The sequence below is a fragment of the Lutibacter sp. B1 genome, assembly GCF_012524075.1.
Lineage (GTDB): Bacteria > Bacteroidota > Bacteroidia > Flavobacteriales > Flavobacteriaceae > Lutibacter.
Genome location: NZ_JAAZUI010000022.1, coordinates 40857 through 57073 on the forward strand (window position 1 = coordinate 40857; position 16217 = coordinate 57073).

At 32.5% G+C, this 16217-nt stretch carries 18 protein-coding genes; 10 read left to right on the plus strand and 8 right to left on the minus strand.

The genetic code is table 11. The annotated features are described in order from the left end of the window. Position 1 precedes the first annotated feature (1 nt). The 5 genes from HGB55_RS12415 to HGB55_RS12440 all read left to right on the plus strand — a co-directional run bounded on the left by HGB55_RS12415 (position 2) and on the right by HGB55_RS12440 (position 4358). Complete coding sequence (locus HGB55_RS12415) at positions 2-844, plus strand: restriction endonuclease (protein ID WP_168817220.1); 843 nt, start codon at positions 2-4, stop codon at positions 842-844. A gap of 36 nt (positions 845-880) precedes the next feature. Beyond that, the gene (locus tag HGB55_RS12420; protein WP_168817221.1) at positions 881-1135 is read left to right on the plus strand and encodes a hypothetical protein; all 255 of its coding nucleotides are present in this window, start codon (positions 881-883) and stop codon (positions 1133-1135) included. A 202-nt stretch (positions 1136-1337) separates the two neighbouring features. Next, positions 1338-1982, plus strand: a complete 645-nt coding sequence (locus HGB55_RS12430) for a hypothetical protein (RefSeq protein WP_168817222.1) — start codon at positions 1338-1340, stop codon at positions 1980-1982. A 6-nt stretch (positions 1983-1988) separates the two neighbouring features. Beyond that, the gene (locus HGB55_RS12435; protein WP_168817223.1) at positions 1989-2282 is read left to right on the plus strand and encodes a phosphoribosylpyrophosphate synthetase; all 294 of its coding nucleotides are present in this window, start codon (positions 1989-1991) and stop codon (positions 2280-2282) included. An 18-nt stretch (positions 2283-2300) separates the two neighbouring features. Beyond that, complete coding sequence (locus HGB55_RS12440; protein WP_168817224.1) at positions 2301-4358, plus strand: copper-translocating P-type ATPase; 2058 nt, start codon at positions 2301-2303, stop codon at positions 4356-4358. Between the two features lie 214 nt (positions 4359-4572). Here the strand turns inward: HGB55_RS12440 and HGB55_RS12445 are convergent, their stop codons facing one another. From HGB55_RS12445 to HGB55_RS12480, 8 genes are read right to left on the minus strand one after another with little or no spacing between them, the layout of a single operon-like run. Next, positions 4573-5391: a DUF4138 domain-containing protein gene (locus HGB55_RS12445; RefSeq protein WP_168817225.1), complete on the minus strand. Its 819-nt coding sequence runs from the start codon at positions 5389-5391 to the stop codon at positions 4573-4575. An 11-nt stretch (positions 5392-5402) separates the two neighbouring features. Continuing rightward, the gene (gene traM, locus HGB55_RS12450; protein ID WP_168817226.1) at positions 5403-6338 is read right to left on the minus strand and encodes a conjugative transposon protein TraM; all 936 of its coding nucleotides are present in this window, start codon (positions 6336-6338) and stop codon (positions 5403-5405) included. Beyond that, complete coding sequence (locus tag HGB55_RS12455; protein WP_168817227.1) at positions 6319-6945, minus strand: conjugal transfer protein TraK; 627 nt, start codon at positions 6943-6945, stop codon at positions 6319-6321. The genes traM and HGB55_RS12455 overlap by 20 nt, the downstream gene beginning before the upstream one ends. A 22-nt stretch (positions 6946-6967) precedes the next feature. Further along, entirely contained in the window at positions 6968-7798 is an 831-nt protein-coding gene (locus HGB55_RS12460; RefSeq protein ID WP_168817228.1) for a hypothetical protein, read from the minus strand. Positions 7799-7815: 17 nt separating this feature from the next. Continuing rightward, positions 7816-8409 carry a conjugal transfer protein gene (locus HGB55_RS12465; RefSeq protein WP_168817229.1) on the minus strand — a complete coding sequence of 198 codons (594 nt, stop codon included), beginning with the start codon at positions 8407-8409 and terminating at the stop codon, positions 7816-7818. Positions 8410-8430: 21 nt separating this feature from the next. Continuing rightward, positions 8431-10842, minus strand: coding sequence for a TraG family conjugative transposon ATPase (locus HGB55_RS12470; RefSeq protein WP_168817230.1), 2412 nt, complete (start codon positions 10840-10842; stop codon positions 8431-8433). Then, complete coding sequence (locus HGB55_RS12475) at positions 10829-11113, minus strand: hypothetical protein (protein ID WP_168817231.1); 285 nt, start codon at positions 11111-11113, stop codon at positions 10829-10831. Before HGB55_RS12475 ends, HGB55_RS12470 begins: the two co-directional genes overlap by 14 nt. A gap of 37 nt (positions 11114-11150) precedes the next feature. Further along, positions 11151-11438, minus strand: a complete 288-nt coding sequence (locus HGB55_RS12480; RefSeq protein ID WP_168817232.1) for a hypothetical protein — start codon at positions 11436-11438, stop codon at positions 11151-11153. Positions 11439-11584: 146 nt separating this feature from the next. Here HGB55_RS12480 and HGB55_RS15600 point away from each other — a divergent pair, with 146 nt between their 5' ends. From HGB55_RS15600 to HGB55_RS12500, 5 genes are all read left to right on the plus strand, one after another. Further along, positions 11585-11710, plus strand: coding sequence for a hypothetical protein (locus HGB55_RS15600; protein WP_256368433.1), 126 nt, complete (start codon positions 11585-11587; stop codon positions 11708-11710). Further along, positions 11676-12275, plus strand: coding sequence for an N-acetylmuramoyl-L-alanine amidase (locus HGB55_RS12485; RefSeq protein WP_247649218.1), 600 nt, complete (start codon positions 11676-11678; stop codon positions 12273-12275). The genes HGB55_RS15600 and HGB55_RS12485 overlap by 35 nt, the downstream gene beginning before the upstream one ends. Positions 12276-12439: 164 nt before the next feature. Next, on the plus strand, positions 12440-13762 hold the full coding sequence (locus HGB55_RS12490; protein WP_168817234.1) for a hypothetical protein: 1323 nt from the start codon (positions 12440-12442) through the stop codon (positions 13760-13762). Then, the gene (locus HGB55_RS12495) at positions 13735-14382 is read left to right on the plus strand and encodes a hypothetical protein (RefSeq protein ID WP_168817235.1); all 648 of its coding nucleotides are present in this window, start codon (positions 13735-13737) and stop codon (positions 14380-14382) included. The genes HGB55_RS12490 and HGB55_RS12495 overlap by 28 nt, the downstream gene beginning before the upstream one ends. Then, positions 14379-16154 (plus strand): hypothetical protein, encoded by a 1776-nt coding sequence (locus HGB55_RS12500; RefSeq protein ID WP_247649219.1) that lies wholly within the window; start codon positions 14379-14381, stop codon positions 16152-16154. The genes HGB55_RS12495 and HGB55_RS12500 overlap by 4 nt, the downstream gene beginning before the upstream one ends. Positions 16155-16217: the final 63 nt, after the last annotated feature.

A 16217-nucleotide genomic window follows, 5' to 3' on the forward strand; every position in this document is an offset into this window, starting at 1 on the left:
GATGAATAACTCAGTATTAATAAAAAAACAATCTGGCGAATATCAAGCTTTTGATGTAAACAAACTCATCAACTCGCTGCGACGTGTACAGCAAGATGAAGGTTTAGTACAGGATATAGCCAGTAAGATTCAAAGGGAGATTGTAGAAGGAATGACCACTAAAAAAATCTACCAAATGGCATTTAAAATGCTAAAAGGGAAATCGAGAATAAGTGCTTCAAAATACAAATTAAAAAAAGCCTTGATGGAACTAGGACCTTCAGGTTTTCCTTTTGAAAAGTTAGTAGGCAAACTATTGGCGCACGAAGGGTTTACAACACAGGTTGGTGTCATAGTTCAAGGCAACTGTGTACAACACGAAATAGATGTGATAGCGCAAAAAGACAATTACCATTATATGATTGAATGCAAATACCATAGTGACCAAGGTAGGTTTTGTAATGTAAAAATCCCCTTATATATCCATTCAAGATTTTTAGATGTTGAAAAACAATGGGAACACCAAAAAGGTCACGAAGCCAAACTTCATAAAGGAGGTGTATACACCAACACACGGTTTACAAGTGATGCGGTACAATACGGTAAATGCATAGGAATGTTATTGACAAGTTGGGATTATCCAATGGGAAACGGTTTAAAAGACAGAATAGATAAGTCGGGGTTGCATCCATTAACAGCATTAACAACGCTTACCAAAGCCGAAAAAACAAAATTATTGGATAAAGGTTTAGTACTCTGCAAAGAGCTTCACGAAACCCCAAAAATATTAGAACAAATAGGAGTGCCAAAATCAAGACATAAAAAGGTTCTCGAAGATTCAAGAGAACTATGTAAAATTCATTAGAGCACTAAATAAATTTTTAATCTAAAAACATAACAGATGGAAACAGATAAACTGAAAGAACAAAACCGTATAGATTTAGAGCCATTTTATCAAGCATTAGAAGATGATCCAAAACTTCTAGAAGAAGCCCTTGAAATATTGCTGGGAATGGTAAACTTTGAACCCAAATCCATAAAGAAGTTGGCACTTATTATCAAAGATGATTCTCGTAATCTATATAATGAAATAGCGGAATTGAGCAAATCAAATCAGGATAAAGGAAACTCGCCCTCCTGTTGTGGTGGACACTAAATAATAAAAATGAAACATCCACGATCAATTTTTAGAAATCAATTATATGTATTCAAATTCACGCAGTTTTTCGGGCACCTATCAAGATTTATTGGATTCTGGTGTAGAAAAAAATAACCTTCAATACTCTTCTGCATTCTTCAAATGCAATTGATTTGAGCGATATTATGGCAAAAGAAGTAAAGAAATTAATGAACCATATATGAGAAAACAAGACTTCATGTTCCTATTTATCTTATTCAGTATTACAATGAATGGACAAACTGAAATGCTCATTGGGCAGATTTCAGGCAGATTTATTGTTCGAGAAAATTTTAATGAAGTAGGTACTTTTCTTAACAAACAAACTTTTGAAGCTGGTGAAACAATAAAGAAAAATGGATATTTTGAAATTGAGGTAATGACAGAATTATTTGACAAAGACAATAAATCTACCGACAAATATACCACGACTTATAGCTGTAAGCCTGATGAAGCCAGTATAATGGTAATGGCATTTCCATTTTCCAACCCAAAATCAAAGGAAACCGAAATCAATACCACATCCGCAAAGTTTAAAGAGCTGTATGATTTAGAAAACTTGGAAGATATAGAACTGGAAATGAGTTTTGATTCGGGCTTATTAAACTTTTTTGGTTCAAAAAGTAGTATAAAGATTTACGACCGAAAAGTAGATGGCAACAAAAGCAATATTAATTCAAAAATCAATATTAAGGCCTATGCGTGGGGAATTCGTATCAAGCAACTCGACTATACGGTTAACGAGAAATTAAATGGAAAAGGTCTATTAACCTTTCAGAAATTTACCGAAGAAGATAACAGTTATTTTACAATGACTTATAAATAAAAACAAATGAAAAATTACGATACATTATCAGAAGCCATAAACGATTTACAGGTAAACGAATATCCCTATGATTTCAACTTAACGCCAGAATGTCTGGAATGTGCTTCCCTGAAAATTGAGATTCGACCAGAAGATTTTAAAGTAGATAAAATATATCGCTTTGAAGGAATGAGTAGTACCGATGATAATAGCATTTTATATGCAATATCTTCTAAAGACGGCATTAAGGGTCTTTTGGTAGATGCCTATGGTGTATATGCCGAAAATATTTCGGAAGCAATGAGAAAAAAATTACGATAACACTTAAACAATACTATAATGGAAAATCACGAGCAGCACAAACACAACGAAATGGATCATTCTAAAATGAAAAAGGGTGGTGGAGACCATTCGGGTCATAATCCGGGTCACGGAAAAATGGGTCACGACCATCATAAGATGATGATTGCAGACTTTAGAAAACGATTCTGGGTAACGCTAGTCCTAACAATTCCTATCTTGTTCTTCTCGCCAATGATTCAAGATTTTTTTGGATATGAGTTCTTACTTCCAGGAAATCCTTATGTACTGTTTGCATTCTCTACCATTGTATATTTCTATGGTGGCTGGCCTTTTCTTAAGGGTTTTGTTTCCGAAGTAAAGAATGGTGCACCAGGGATGATGACACTTATATCTATGGCAATAAGTGTGGCTTATTTCTATAGTTCTGCAACCGTTTTTGGTTTAGAAGGTGTTGATTTCTTTTGGGAACTGGCAACTCTAATCGCAATTATGCTTGTAGGTCATTGGATAGAAATGAAAAGTGTCCTAGGTGCATCAAAAGCTTTACAACTTTTAGTAAGTATGATGCCGGCGGAGGCACATCGCGTTAAAGGTGATACTATCGAAGATATTTCACTCGAAGATTTATTAAAAGATGATGTAATATTGGTAAAGCCGGGAGAGAAAGTTCCTGCCGATGGAATTATTATTGAAGGTACAAGTTATCTAAATGAATCTATGCTTACGGGAGAGTCAAAACCAGTAAAAAAAGATGAAAAGGATAAAGTAATTGGAGGTTCGGTAAACGGCAATGGTAGCATAAAGGTAAAAGTAGAGCATACGGGCAAAGATAGCTACCTAAACAAAGTTATCACAATGGTAGAGGAAGCCCAGAAGACCAAATCCAAAATGCAAAACCTTTCCGATAGAGCAGCAAAATGGCTGACTTATATAGCTTTGGCGATTGGTTTTGGTACGTTAGCAGTTTGGTTGATTTTAGGCTTTCCATTTGTCTATGCTTTAGAAAGAATGGTTACCGTTATGGTTATTGCTTGTCCACACGCTTTAGGGCTTGCCATACCTTTGGTAGTTGCAATCTCTACATCAGTATCTGCACAAAACGGATTGTTGATTCGTAATAGGACTGCATTTGAAGAATCACGTAAAATTTCAGTCCTGCTTTTTGATAAAACGGGAACGCTAACCAAAGGGGATTTTGGCGTGACACGCATCGAATCTGTAACTGAAGCGTATTCAACCGAAGAAATTTTACGACTGTCTAGTGCTTTGGAACAGAGTTCAGAACATCCTATTGCCGTAGGTATTATTAAGAGAGTTAAAGAGGATAATATTACCATCCCAAAACCCGAAAACTTCAATGCAATTACTGGTAAAGGCGTAGAGGCAAATGTAGAAGGCAAACAAGTAAAAGTGGTTAGTCCTGGTTATTTAAGGGATGAAAAAATAACTATTCCTGAAGATGCTTATAGTGACGCTGCTGAAACTGTCGTTTTCATATTAATCGATGGACAATTAGCGGGATATATCGCTCTTGCCGATGAAATAAGACCCGAATCTGCCGAAGCTATCAAAATATTTAAAAAGAACAATATTAAAGTGTTGATGGCTACAGGCGACAATGAACAAACAGCTAAAGCTGTTAGCGATAAGCTTGGTCTAGATGGTTATTATGCTGAAGTTCTGCCTCATCAAAAGGTTGAAATAGTAGAAAAGTTACAAAATAAAGGAGAATTTGTGGCTATGACGGGAGATGGTGTAAATGATGCACCGGCACTTGCCAAAGCTAATGTTGGAATTGCAGTTGGTTCGGGCACCGATGTGGCTGCTGAAACAGCTGATATCATATTAGTGAATAGCAACCCTCAAGATATTGCCAACCTAATATTATTTGGAAAGGCTACCTACAATAAAATGATTCAAAATCTAATCTGGGCAACAGGATATAATGTAATAGCTATTCCACTAGCGGCTGGTGTACTATATTCTTCAGGCTTTGTTTTAGGACCAGCAGTGGGAGCAGTATTAATGAGTTTGAGTACAATTATAGTGGCCATTAATGCACAGCTATTGAAGCGAAAAATCGGTAAAAAATAAATGAAAAGGAAAGAAAAACTCAACATGATATTTTTAATCCTGTTGAGTTTATTTGTAGTGATATTAGGTTAGGTTATGATATTTTAATACAAACCCTCAAATATTATACAGAAAGATTAGCTTTAAAAGACAAATCCTGATGGGAACATTTCTAAAGTGATAATATGCAGATATTTGGATAGTGTCTTTTTGATATTATCAAAAGCATTCTTTCTTAAAATTTAGTTTCCAAAACCATGCGTCGACTCCCCTTCAGTTCTTGTAATTCAATTTGTAATTTCTCATTATCTCCTAACACAAATTTTGGAAGTACATAAATAAATTTATGACGTTGTCCTTTGTGAATAATACTTGGCATTTTATGTTTATATATTTCTTTTAGTCGCAAACTTTGATAGGATGCTTTTTTCTTTTTATTACCATTGGTTCTGTAAACATTCAAATAGTCAATTTCAAAATCAATCTTGGAATTATTTCTTATTTCAATAACCAAATAGACTTCAGAAGCATTGTATGCTATTTTTTGCAACTGTACTTTTACTCCTTTTTTACGTTTTGTAGCAATATTTTTTAATTTTGAACTTAATAGGTATTCACTAAACTTTTGGTAATTAGGAATTCTTGTTGCTTGTTTATTAATTATCGGTTTCGTATGTTTTACTGCAATTTTTATAGGTTTTTCATTGCCTACACTTTCTTTTTCTGTAATAAAATAGTTTATTTTTTTAAGCTGTTTTTTATATTTTAAAATATAACTATACACCTGTCCATTTTCTGTAATTGTAAGCAAATTACTTTCTGCTCCTGGTGTGGCTTGTAATAACCCAAAATATTGCTGCTTTTCACGATTGTAATTAAATACAAAATGTTCAGATCCTGTGATTGCTTGTCGGATTGGATTTGGAAAAAACAACGCCACGCTTTTCTCTTCATTTGCGAAAATGGTATCTAATTTATGTGGTAATTGACCTTTTAATTGTGCAACTGATGCTAGTGAAAATAAAAATAGAAGTATTGATAGATATCTTTTCATAAGAATAAGTTTTAGTAAGTACCTTTTGTTGGTTTTAGGATTAATTTGTAGTTTCCTGCAATGGTAACTTTTACATTTTTGTTAGTTCGTTGGAATATTTTTTTGACCCCACTAACTTGTGGTACTCCAGCGATATTAATATCATCTACAATATCTCCAACAACTTGCTGCCTTGCTTCGGCTTGAAAACTATTTTCGATATAAATTCCTTCATTTCCATCTTGCAAATCATAAGCTTTTAGATGAATTGGACGGTGATTAATATTAGTAATGACAATTATTACCCGATTGGGTTTAAAACTCACAAAACCATAAATGTTTGTGTTTTTTGGAATGATTGTCCCTCCAATAAGTGCATCATTTATAAGGCGCATTTTTAAACGGTAATTTTTCTTTACGGTTTGCGCGCCATTTACAGTTACATAAATATTGGAATCTGTAGATTGAATCGTGAGCTCTTCCTCTTTTTTAGGAACTGAAGCAAAAAATAATTGATGCTCCAATACTAATTGTTTGATCTGGATGGTTTTGTTTAATTCAATAGTTTCAATCGTATCTATTTGAATCTTTTTTATTGGAGTACGGATTTCAGGTTTACGATAACTTCTATCTGAATAACTGATGCGTCCTTGATTGTAAATACTATCTACCAAACGCATCTTTTCTTTGGTTAATAACTCAGCATCATAAACGCCCATAGAATCTAATAGTCGCTCATCATACATACTTGGTGCATTGGTCTGCCTTGTTTCTTTTAAATCATTTAATGCTTCTAGTTTTGAATCGTACTCTTTTTGTTCATCTATTAATATTGGTATTGGAATTTGATTACTTTCAATAGTAGGCTCCTCATCTTCTGAAAATTTTATAACAGTATAGAAACCTATAAAAAGTACAACACATAAAATAATCGCTACAAACACAATTTTATTCTTTTCCACTTTCATAATTTTCTATTTTTTTTAGTTTATTTTCAAAAAAATTGGTAATCAATAATCCGTGAGTGTTGTTAGGAAAATTCCGATCAACGTGAATGATATTTCCGGTAGTCGTTAATTCATACATGTCAATTATTGACCCTCGATTAATTTCAAATACCGTGTTGGTTTCAAACTGATAAGGTGCTGTTTGCAGGTCAATTATGGAAGTAATTTCTTTGACTTTTTGCACCAAAGAATATTGAATCAATCGATTGTAAACTCCCTCTGCTTTTTTTTGTTTGTACAAATCATCGATTGAACTATTCCCAAGCCATAAGGCTTTCTCCAAATGCTTTTCATAATTACTGGCATCAATATGATAAAAATAACGATGGAAAAGTTCTAGATGTGACAAAACTTCAACTTCTAAATTTTCTTTTTGTGAAACTAATTTTATTGGAATCGCACTTCCATCTGTGCCTACTACAAAAGCATTATTAACCGTTTCTTTATACAATTTGATCACCGAGATTACCGATACCATACTGGTAGCAATTGCTCCAATAATTACAGCAAGTACAATAAAACGATTTAACTTTAGCACTTGGTAGATATTTTTATAGGGTGTTTTCATAATTTCTTTTATTAAATCCGCCTTAGGCAGCAAAGAGTTTAAATGTAAATGAGGTAGCTTTTCGATACAATTTGAATTTCAATAGTACTATAAAACCAATAGACCCCAGCTGTAATAAAGGTGCAAACAAATGGTTGCCCCAATCTGTGCCAAATAGATTACTCCAGAAGTTGGTATTGATTTCAGTATAGAGATTATTTACAAAAACATTCACTAAAAAAAATGCTGGTACTAACATATATACTCCTGCATAGAGTTTAAAAAAATTATAGGCCAGTGTTCGAAACTTTTCAAAGACCGCCAAACTGATTACCAATGGAAAAAAGGCTTGCATAATTCCTAATAAAAAGAAACGCTCTGCCAAGAATAGCGGATAAATAAACAAATCCAACAACCACAAAAACATAGCGATGATAAAGGATATTATTTTCAGTCCATACAACGGAGTGACCAGAGCTTCATACAACATTGCCATTGCTTTTTTAGCTGCTTCCAATGCACCTACCTCCTGCTCTAAATCGATGTCTTGTAGTTGTAATGGAAGGAGTGCTGGAGCTGTATCTCTATATTGAGATTCTATAGCCACTAGTATGCTATCGAATACTCCCAATACTTGTGTAGAGAAAATGACCAGTATGATCACTGCAAAATTCTTTGCCAGCTCGGAAGGTGTTAAACCCCACGTATAACCTTCATTACTTGCAACTCCTTCATTGTACTTTTTTAAAATATTTATCAGAAAAAATAATATCGCTAATGTTTTCATTCCAGTTATGGTGTACTGAGAGAAATCACTGCTTTTAATGGTGGTAAAAATGGTATCTATATATTCTAATCCTATGCTAAGTATCATTGTTTAATGTATTATTTTTAATAGGAAGTTTCTCTTTCATTGATTTTGGCTTGTAGTTCTCTAAAAGCAATAATTTCTCGATAACGCTTCGTCTTTGCTTCAATTTCCGCTACCATTTCTTTGGATTGTAATTCCTTTTCTTTAAGCACTTCAGCGCGCTCTGCATCTGTCATTTTAAGGTTATTACTGGATAATATCTGGTCGATATAATCCAAACCTTCCAAAGAATTTTCTATAATGGCATTAAAGGATTTTGATATGCGATTGACTTCATCTTGTTTGATATATGGTGAATTTAAAATTTGCCTCAAATCACTTTGTACAACATCAAACAATCGCTGATTGTTTTTTGCCATTTCTCGCACAGCTTTTAATTGCCGTATCACATTATTTACTTTTTCAATATTCTCTTTTTGTTGTTTTAAAAATTGAACTGTTTTTAATAATTGTGAAGTCTGTTTCGCTGATTCTATCAATGATTTTGCTAAACTGATAAAATTCGTATTGTCATAAACAGGCATCCCCTGGGCCGTAGCACGGCCAGGCAATAATAAAATCAGCATTAACGTTAGAGCTATTACTCCTATTTTGATATTTTTTTCTGTTTTCATTTGTTTATATTTTAATGGTTATTAATTTGATAGTTGTTGTTTGACAAATATGGCAATAGCCTCTTCCATATTATTTGTCTTTTTATAAATCGCCATTATGGCGTCACTTTCTTTTCCATCTGTTAAGTAAGCTGCATAGACTTCCTTTGGAACTTCTAACCTGAAAATATTACTTACTTTACCTATCTTGATGAAGATTTCAGTGTACTTTCTCGAACCTGTAAAATTGTTGCGAATAGATTTTAATTGGTTTAAATCATGAGCTGAAAGATTCAATCGCTTTTGTAATTCATCATAGCCTTTTTCATTGCGGAGACTATACACAACCTGAGTATTTTCAAGAATGCTTGCTGATGTAGCATTGACTGGCAATTGATTTATTGATTGCAGGATAATTCCAATAGCACCATTTTGTTTCCGAATGGCTTGGTAATAAAACTCAACACTTTCCAATACATTTTCAAATTTGAGTTGTTTGGCAAACTCATCAAACAAAATGATTCCTTTTTCTGAACGGTTGCGCCAAATAGTGCGTTGAATGGCTGATTTAATCAGCTTCAACATCACCGATAAGATTTCTTTATTATCTTTTACTTCATCGAGTTCAAATACAATCAATCGCTTGTCTTCAATCTTATTGGTTTGATCTTCGCTTGTGTTGAATAAAAAACTGTACAAACCATCCCCAACATATTCTGAAAGAATGTGTAAAAAGTTATAAATACTAAAATAAGTTTCTTGAATATTAAGTTCTTGAATTAAGATGTCTTTTCGGTCATCTACAAACTGGTACAAACTTGTCAGGGAATGATTATTTTGAATGAATTTATAATAATAAAGAAGTACTTTTTTGATGGCAACTTCTTCTGCTTTGGTTGCTTTTTTTCCAGATGCTAACAATTCCAATATAAAAATAGATAGATCTTCTAAACGTTCTGGTGTTAAATCACTTTCTTTAGAAATATAAAATGGATTGATTCCTAAGTTCTTTCCTTGCTCGTACCGAAGTATGATATGATCTTTTGGATAGAGCTTGGCGAACTTCGAATAAGAACCTCCTAAATCTATAATAACCAGCCGGACGTTTTGTTCAAAATACTGCCTTAAAATATTATTGGCTAAAAATGATTTTCCTTCGCCTGTTGGTGCGAAAATGGCAAAGTTCCGTGCCTTGATTCTTTTCTTTTTTTCATCCCAAACATCCTTTAATACAGGTATGGTATGCTGACGATCATTAAAGATGATTCCCGTTGCATCGGACATATAATTAGTATTGTTGATATATAAGCAAAGTGCGTGTTTTAAATCAGTTACATACAAATCTTCATTAGAAAAATTTGAAGCAAAAGAGCAATAAGAGTTTAAAAAGAAGTTTTTTCGCTCTTCTCCTTTTGGATAATAGGGAACAATGTCTAATTCTTTGAACGCTGCTTTGATCTTAGAGGCAACACTTCCTAGCTGCCCAGCTTCTGGGCTCCAGAAGATGATGTTTAGATGTCCTCGAATAATTCTGGAAGCATCGTCTTCATTGATTTTAGCTACAATGGCTTCAATCTTTTTTAATATAACTTTATTCTGAGTTCCAAAATTGGAGCTTTTATTCAAGGCTTCAATTTTCTTTTCCAGTAGCTTTCTCCATTTATGCTTGTCATCTAAATAAATGATTTGATTAACGATATGATTTTCATCTAAACTCAATCCTAAATCATCGATAAATCCTTGATGAAAAACAAAATCATCAGAAGTAAATTTATCATTGGTTTTGCTACTCTGAACTACATCTCCAAAACAAAGTTCACTGTTAACTGTCAATACATCAAAATGATTTTCACCAATGGCTATTTCATTTTTATTTAACTCAATATCTGTATTAAAACCATCATTAAATCCATTGAAATAAGCATCCGTGATATCTACAATTTGATTTTCATTTAATGGTGTTAGCGATATTCTTCTAGAATTATTGATATAGGAAACAGCATCTGAAATTGAAGTAATAAATTCTTTAACCGTATGATCGAATTCCTGATGAATTCCTTTTTCTAACTTTCTAAATGGGTTGGTAAATTTAGAAGCATTCAAAGCCTTATTTTTAGGAAGGATGAAATATAAATAGGAGCTGTGTTTAACATAGTTTCTTCCTTTAAAATAATTGTGCGTTGCTTTTTGCAAGAAAGTACTGTCAGGTAATTTATCTGCCTCATAGTGTCCTTTTTGATAAATGTCTTGTTTATGTATAACAGTAGCAGTCGGCAAGGATTTAAAAGCCTGAAACCAACAACTGTGGATATCTTCAAAATCCTTTTCTGAAAGAGAATACACTTCAGGCAAAAGACTTTTATAGCATAGTACCACACTGCCATTACTAGCCATCAGCACGTTTTGCTCGACTGATAAAATTGGATGGTATGTAGAAAGATTAATTTTCTTCATAATGTAAGTGGCTTGATTTTTTATTAGTTATGGTCTGTGGAAATACTTTTTGAAAATGAAGCAATGCTGGATGTTTCGTAATATGTGTTAAGGCAATATATAACACAGCATTTATGACAAAAACAGAAATAATCACCATAAAACTGAACGAAAAGATGATAAATAGCAATGAGCAAATAACACAAATCATCATCAGCGCAAACAATGCTATCGGCAAGCCCATAATCACGGCGCTTTTTCTAATATTTTTATAGATTTCGAATTTCTTCATAATTATTAATGTTTAATTGCCTACTATCGCTTATTGACTAGACTACGATACCTATTAAATAAGTGAAGATGCCTACTACTGCTCCTGCAATAAGGACAAATACCAATACTCTAGTAATCCCCTTTTTTAAATCAGCATTTTCTCCAAAGAAATGTCCTGCATTAAACAAGAACCCTATTAAGAAAATGACTCCTAAAATAATGGGGAAAATGGCTCTGATAGTATCGGAAACATCATTTACGGAATCTTCAATACCTCCAATTTGTGCAAAAAGGGAAGTTGAAATAAGAATGAGCAGACTGGTTAGATAATGTAATTTTTTCATAATAAAATTGCTTTAAAATTTGTTTGATTTTTATAATTGAAAAATAGTGTATATTGTAATTCAAAATACTGATTATCAGTATTTTGTTAATAAAATAAAATTTAAATTAGATACTATTTCTTTGATGTGAATTGACATCAAATTGTATGAAAAATAGAAAGTACTATGTTGATAAGTCTAAAATTTTGGAAGTTGATGAAGCTCAAAAACGTCAGTTTTTGGGTTTTGATGCTAAAAATGTGTATCATTTTTGGTCAGAATCACGTTGCTAAAAATATTATTGTTATTGATCCTGGACATGGTGGAATTGATTCAGGTGCAATTGGTATAAATTATATTCAAGAAAAAAATGTGGTGTTGGATATTGCGTTGGAAATTCTAAGACTGAATAAAACAATTTTAAATAATGAGTTCGATATCTTTTTAACCAGATACAAAGACACCTTGATTTCACTTTCTGATAGAAGTAGATTGACTAAAAGTATAAAAGCCAATGTGTTTTTGTCCTTGCATTGTAATGCCTCTACTGTTGCTTCAAAAGGAGTGGAAATTTATCTGCATAATTCTGATAATCTAAATACTAAAGAATCTATTTTACTTGGATTATCTGTACTAAATGAAAGCTCTCTAAAATTAGGTTTAAAAAAACGAGGTGTGAAATTTGCTGATTTTCAAGTGCTACGGGAAACTTGTGTTTTTTGCCCTGCAATTCTTGTTGAAATGGGGTTTATAACAAATTATGATGAAGCAAACTACTTTTTAAAACCCTCAAATATAAGAGCGATGGCATTGGCTGTTTTGATGGGATTGTATAACTATTTAAATATGGAATTATGAAAGCATTTTTTATTGAGATTTATGTTTGTATCAAATCGCTTTTAAACAAATTTTACATACAGCTCAGGTCATTGATTAACAAAAATATGGATAACCGTAAATAGAGAAATTTCAATTAATTATATTTGTAGAGTTTTTCCTTAAGAAATGACCGAATATTAGAATTGAACGAAAACGATAAAATAAATTTTGATTTTGTAAAAGAGATTAAAGAGCCTGGCGTTTACCAACTACTTTTCCCAAAAAAGGAAGTCGGGTTAGCAGTTATGATTTTGTTTCAGAAAATTGAAAACAAATCGCTACCTAATGGAAAATTCATCGAAAAAGATCTTCACGATGCGTTCGCGCAGATAAGTAAACCAAACGAAAGATATCCAAAAGAAATTTATAGTGAACACATAAAAGATCTTCAGGAATACTTTTTAGACTACAACCAAGAAACTCAGAAATATTATTTTAAAGATTATGCTTATAGGTTCTATGCCTATGCAAAGGAAACCTTAGAGGGTAATTTTAGTCCAACACAAATTGAAAAGATTTGCATTCTTCTTACGGCTTCTTTAAAACAGAGAGAATCACTTGAAGATTTAAAGTTTTGGCTCAAATCTGAGTTCAAAAAATATGAACCCGATCTAAGGGAACAGGTAGATTTTTTAGATAGACAAATTATTGAATCTGTAAATAAACTTAAAAATAATACTACTAATTCCGATAAGAATTTTATTGACCTTTTACTAGAAGTAGAAAGTAATTTAGATAAAGCACAAGGGCAAAGTAGAGAATTAGCAGCAGCGTATTCCGAAACTAAAGTGATACGCTCAATTCTAGAAAAACGAGAAGATACAGATTCTGAAGCAGACGATTTAATTGCTGATGTTCACTTCTTTATCAAATATCTTAACGAAAGATTAGATTCCATTGATAGAAAACTAGATAGAATTCAGCCAAAGATTAGGCATTTATTCGCTATTCTAAATAGACCTCAGTTCAACAGTAAAATTGAAAAATTTCTACATTTTCTATTAGATAAAAGTACCGTAACTAGTAAAAAGGATACTCTTTTGCCAATGATGTTCGAAAATCCTGTTTTACATACAGACACACCTAATTTTACTATTGTTGAGCGAGAAAGAGAATTATTTCCTTCTAAACCCAAAAAAAGAGTTGCCTATAAATCAAACAAAGTTAAGATTGAGGAAAACACACAAGGGATTTTAAAAGTACTCACTCAACAGGATTTGATTAGGAAATGGGAACAACACATTATTGCCAAAATAGAATTAAGAGGCACCATCGATTTGTCGGCAACGTTCTTCAAAATTATGGAAGAAACTAATGATGGACAGATAGCTGTAAGCGCAATCTACAGTTCAATTCAACAAGCACGAAAATCAATAGGTTTTGACTTTAGAATGAATAAAACCAAACAGACCAACAGCAAAATAGAACATATAAGTTTATGGAAGATGAACATACAAAAGATATAAGAGTACAGTTTTTAGACCATCCTGACACAGAAGAACTATTTGCTTCTTTAGACTATATGTTGAAAGATGGTGTACATTTTCAAAGAGAAGGAAGTCAAGCAAGATTCTACAATTATATCTATTCAAATATAGATAGCTTAAAGGCGTATTACCAATTTTTATTCAATGTTGAATTGACATTTGGAGGTACAGAAACAAGAGGATATTACTTTTTAGATTTTATAGGCAATACAAGAGGTCAAATTGATGCTGGACATAGATATCATATGAAAAGTGAACACGTTATAATAGGTTTCGTTATTTACAAGATATTTTTTATTGATAACCAGATTGATGTGGTTTCGGTAAAAGACCTGCAAAAAAAGATTAGGACTGATTATGATGATTTGAAGCCAGGTATTTATAGATTAATTGCAAAATCTAGGAATACCAATCCCGGAAATTTAAATGACGATGCCATAGATGCAACAGTAGAATCAGCACTCAGGGAATTCAAAAAAATAGGTTGGGTAACTTTAAACGATGACGAATTCGACCTGTTGCCAGCTTTTGACAGATTGATTGCTATACACGAAGATCATATAAATAATATAGATAAAACTTTAAATGAATTGAAATGAAAAGATACCCTAGAATAAAAAGACTATCTACTTTGGGCATCGTGCATCATCAATCATTTGATTATGATTTTAACCCGTTCAGAACAGATTTTGTGGGTGAAGGTGGTTCTGGTAAGAGTATGATTGCTGATGTTTTGCAACTCATTTTTGTGGGTTCTGCTGCATTTCATTCGCCTACCAATAGTAGCGAATCAAGGAAACCTAAAACGATGGTGTTAAGGACAGCTGGTAAAGGTACAGATATGGGTTATGCCTTTATCAATGTAGAACTTAGCAAAGATGCCTTTGTAATTATTGGTATATATCTTGAAAGTACCGGAAGCTCACGTTCTTTTGTTATTCAACAAGGCGAAAGTTTTGAACCAAAAGATGAATTGCTTCCATTTAGTAAAGCTCTTAGTTTTTCAGATTTTCTACAGGACAACAGTATTTTGCCAATAGAGGATTTAAAAAATCACATATTCGATACCAAAGGATATGTATGCGAATCTTGGACACGATTAGATAAGTTTCACAAACTGTTATTTGAAAATTTTATCATTCCTGTTGACTTATCCATCAATCAAGAATCTCTAAAAAGCTACGCTAAAATTATTCAAGCATTTTCTAGGGAATCACTAGATATTAAGAAAAGTGAGAAGATTCAGGAATTTCTCTTCGGAAATGAAAAGGAAAAGGAACTAAAGCTAGAGTTTGAAAAAGCTATAGAAGAATTGAGTGGCGATATCCGTCAGTTTGAATCTAACAGGGATGAAATAGATATGCTAACTCATAAGCAGACTGTACTACAAGAACTTCTCAGTTTAAAAAAGGATAGAGACAAAGCAAAAAGAGAATTTTTAACCACAAAATTTCATTATTTAAATGAGCAGATTAAAGGGTCTAATAAAAAAATGACGCAAAAATTAGATGCTTTTTTTAATAATCGAAACACATTAAATGGGCTTAAAAATTTTGCACAAACCAAAGTTGAAGAACTGAAATTAAATATACCTGCTCTAGATGAAGAATTTGATAAAGCTTCGGCAGCTAGGATGTTATGGCGAGGAAAAAGCAATGATTTGAAAAAGTACTTTTCTTGGATGCAGCATTTTGAAAAGACAGGAAAAGAACTTTCTGAACATTATAACAAATATCATAAAAATAAGCAGGACATTGAGCGAATAGCACAATTTAAATCTTTATTAAAGGATAATAATATTTACAGCTTCTTCGGAAGGAACGATAAACTCAATAAGAACATTCTATTAACCATTGCTCAAACGGTTAAAGATTTTGAGTCTTCGCTTGACGAAAAAAGGAAGCTAAAAGTCCTTAATAATCTCGATGATATTGCATCGCTTGCGCATTGGGCATTAAATCTCAAAAGAAAATTAAGCCTTAAAGAGGAAAGTGTAGTACACAAATATCAAAACGATAATATTACCACCAATGAACCCACAAATGGCATCAAATCAAGGTACATCCCAAATCCAAAGCTACTCATTGAAAATCTACAAATCATAAAAGATGAAGCGGATGGCTTTTGGTTAGATTTAGGTGGTGTTCGTGAGTATATTCCCTATGTGAAAAATCCAATATTTGATACTGGTAATTCAGATAAAATCAAGGATTATTTTTCAAATCAAAAGACAACTTTAGAAAATGACATTAGGGATTTAGAAAAGAAATTAAATAATTGGACAATTTTAAAAGGATTACTAAATGATGGAGTTGTTACCTTTACTCGGACACAAAATTTAAGACCGTTTGTTACAAAACAAATATCTTAGAAACATGAAAAAACGTATTTACAGTAAAGAGTTTAAAGATCAAACAGTTCGATTAAGTTATCA

What these genes read in the sequence shown, in the direction of transcription:
- HGB55_RS12415 (WP_168817220.1), top strand. Translation starts at nt 2, where the DNA reads ATGAATAACTCAGTATTAATAAAAAAACAATCTGGCGAATATCAAGCT.
- HGB55_RS12420 (WP_168817221.1), top strand. Translation starts at nt 881, where the DNA reads ATGGAAACAGATAAACTGAAAGAACAAAACCGTATAGATTTAGAGCCA.
- HGB55_RS12430 (WP_168817222.1), top strand. Translation starts at nt 1,338, where the DNA reads ATGAGAAAACAAGACTTCATGTTCCTATTTATCTTATTCAGTATTACA.
- HGB55_RS12435 (WP_168817223.1), top strand. Translation starts at nt 1,989, where the DNA reads ATGAAAAATTACGATACATTATCAGAAGCCATAAACGATTTACAGGTA.
- HGB55_RS12440 (WP_168817224.1), top strand. Translation starts at nt 2,301, where the DNA reads ATGGAAAATCACGAGCAGCACAAACACAACGAAATGGATCATTCTAAA.
- HGB55_RS12445 (WP_168817225.1), bottom strand. Translation starts at nt 5,391, where the DNA reads ATGAAAAGATATCTATCAATACTTCTATTTTTATTTTCACTAGCATCA.
- traM (WP_168817226.1), bottom strand. Translation starts at nt 6,338, where the DNA reads ATGAAAGTGGAAAAGAATAAAATTGTGTTTGTAGCGATTATTTTATGT.
- HGB55_RS12455 (WP_168817227.1), bottom strand. Translation starts at nt 6,945, where the DNA reads ATGAAAACACCCTATAAAAATATCTACCAAGTGCTAAAGTTAAATCGT.
- HGB55_RS12460 (WP_168817228.1), bottom strand. Translation starts at nt 7,798, where the DNA reads ATGATACTTAGCATAGGATTAGAATATATAGATACCATTTTTACCACC.
- HGB55_RS12465 (WP_168817229.1), bottom strand. Translation starts at nt 8,409, where the DNA reads ATGAAAACAGAAAAAAATATCAAAATAGGAGTAATAGCTCTAACGTTA.
- HGB55_RS12470 (WP_168817230.1), bottom strand. Translation starts at nt 10,842, where the DNA reads ATGAAGAAAATTAATCTTTCTACATACCATCCAATTTTATCAGTCGAG.
- HGB55_RS12475 (WP_168817231.1), bottom strand. Translation starts at nt 11,113, where the DNA reads ATGAAGAAATTCGAAATCTATAAAAATATTAGAAAAAGCGCCGTGATT.
- HGB55_RS12480 (WP_168817232.1), bottom strand. Translation starts at nt 11,438, where the DNA reads ATGAAAAAATTACATTATCTAACCAGTCTGCTCATTCTTATTTCAACT.
- HGB55_RS15600 (WP_256368433.1), top strand. Translation starts at nt 11,585, where the DNA reads ATGAAAAATAGAAAGTACTATGTTGATAAGTCTAAAATTTTGGAAGTT.
- HGB55_RS12485 (WP_247649218.1), top strand. Translation starts at nt 11,676, where the DNA reads ATGTGTATCATTTTTGGTCAGAATCACGTTGCTAAAAATATTATTGTT.
- HGB55_RS12495 (WP_168817235.1), top strand. Translation starts at nt 13,735, where the DNA reads ATGGAAGATGAACATACAAAAGATATAAGAGTACAGTTTTTAGACCAT.
- HGB55_RS12500 (WP_247649219.1), top strand. Translation starts at nt 14,379, where the DNA reads ATGAAAAGATACCCTAGAATAAAAAGACTATCTACTTTGGGCATCGTG.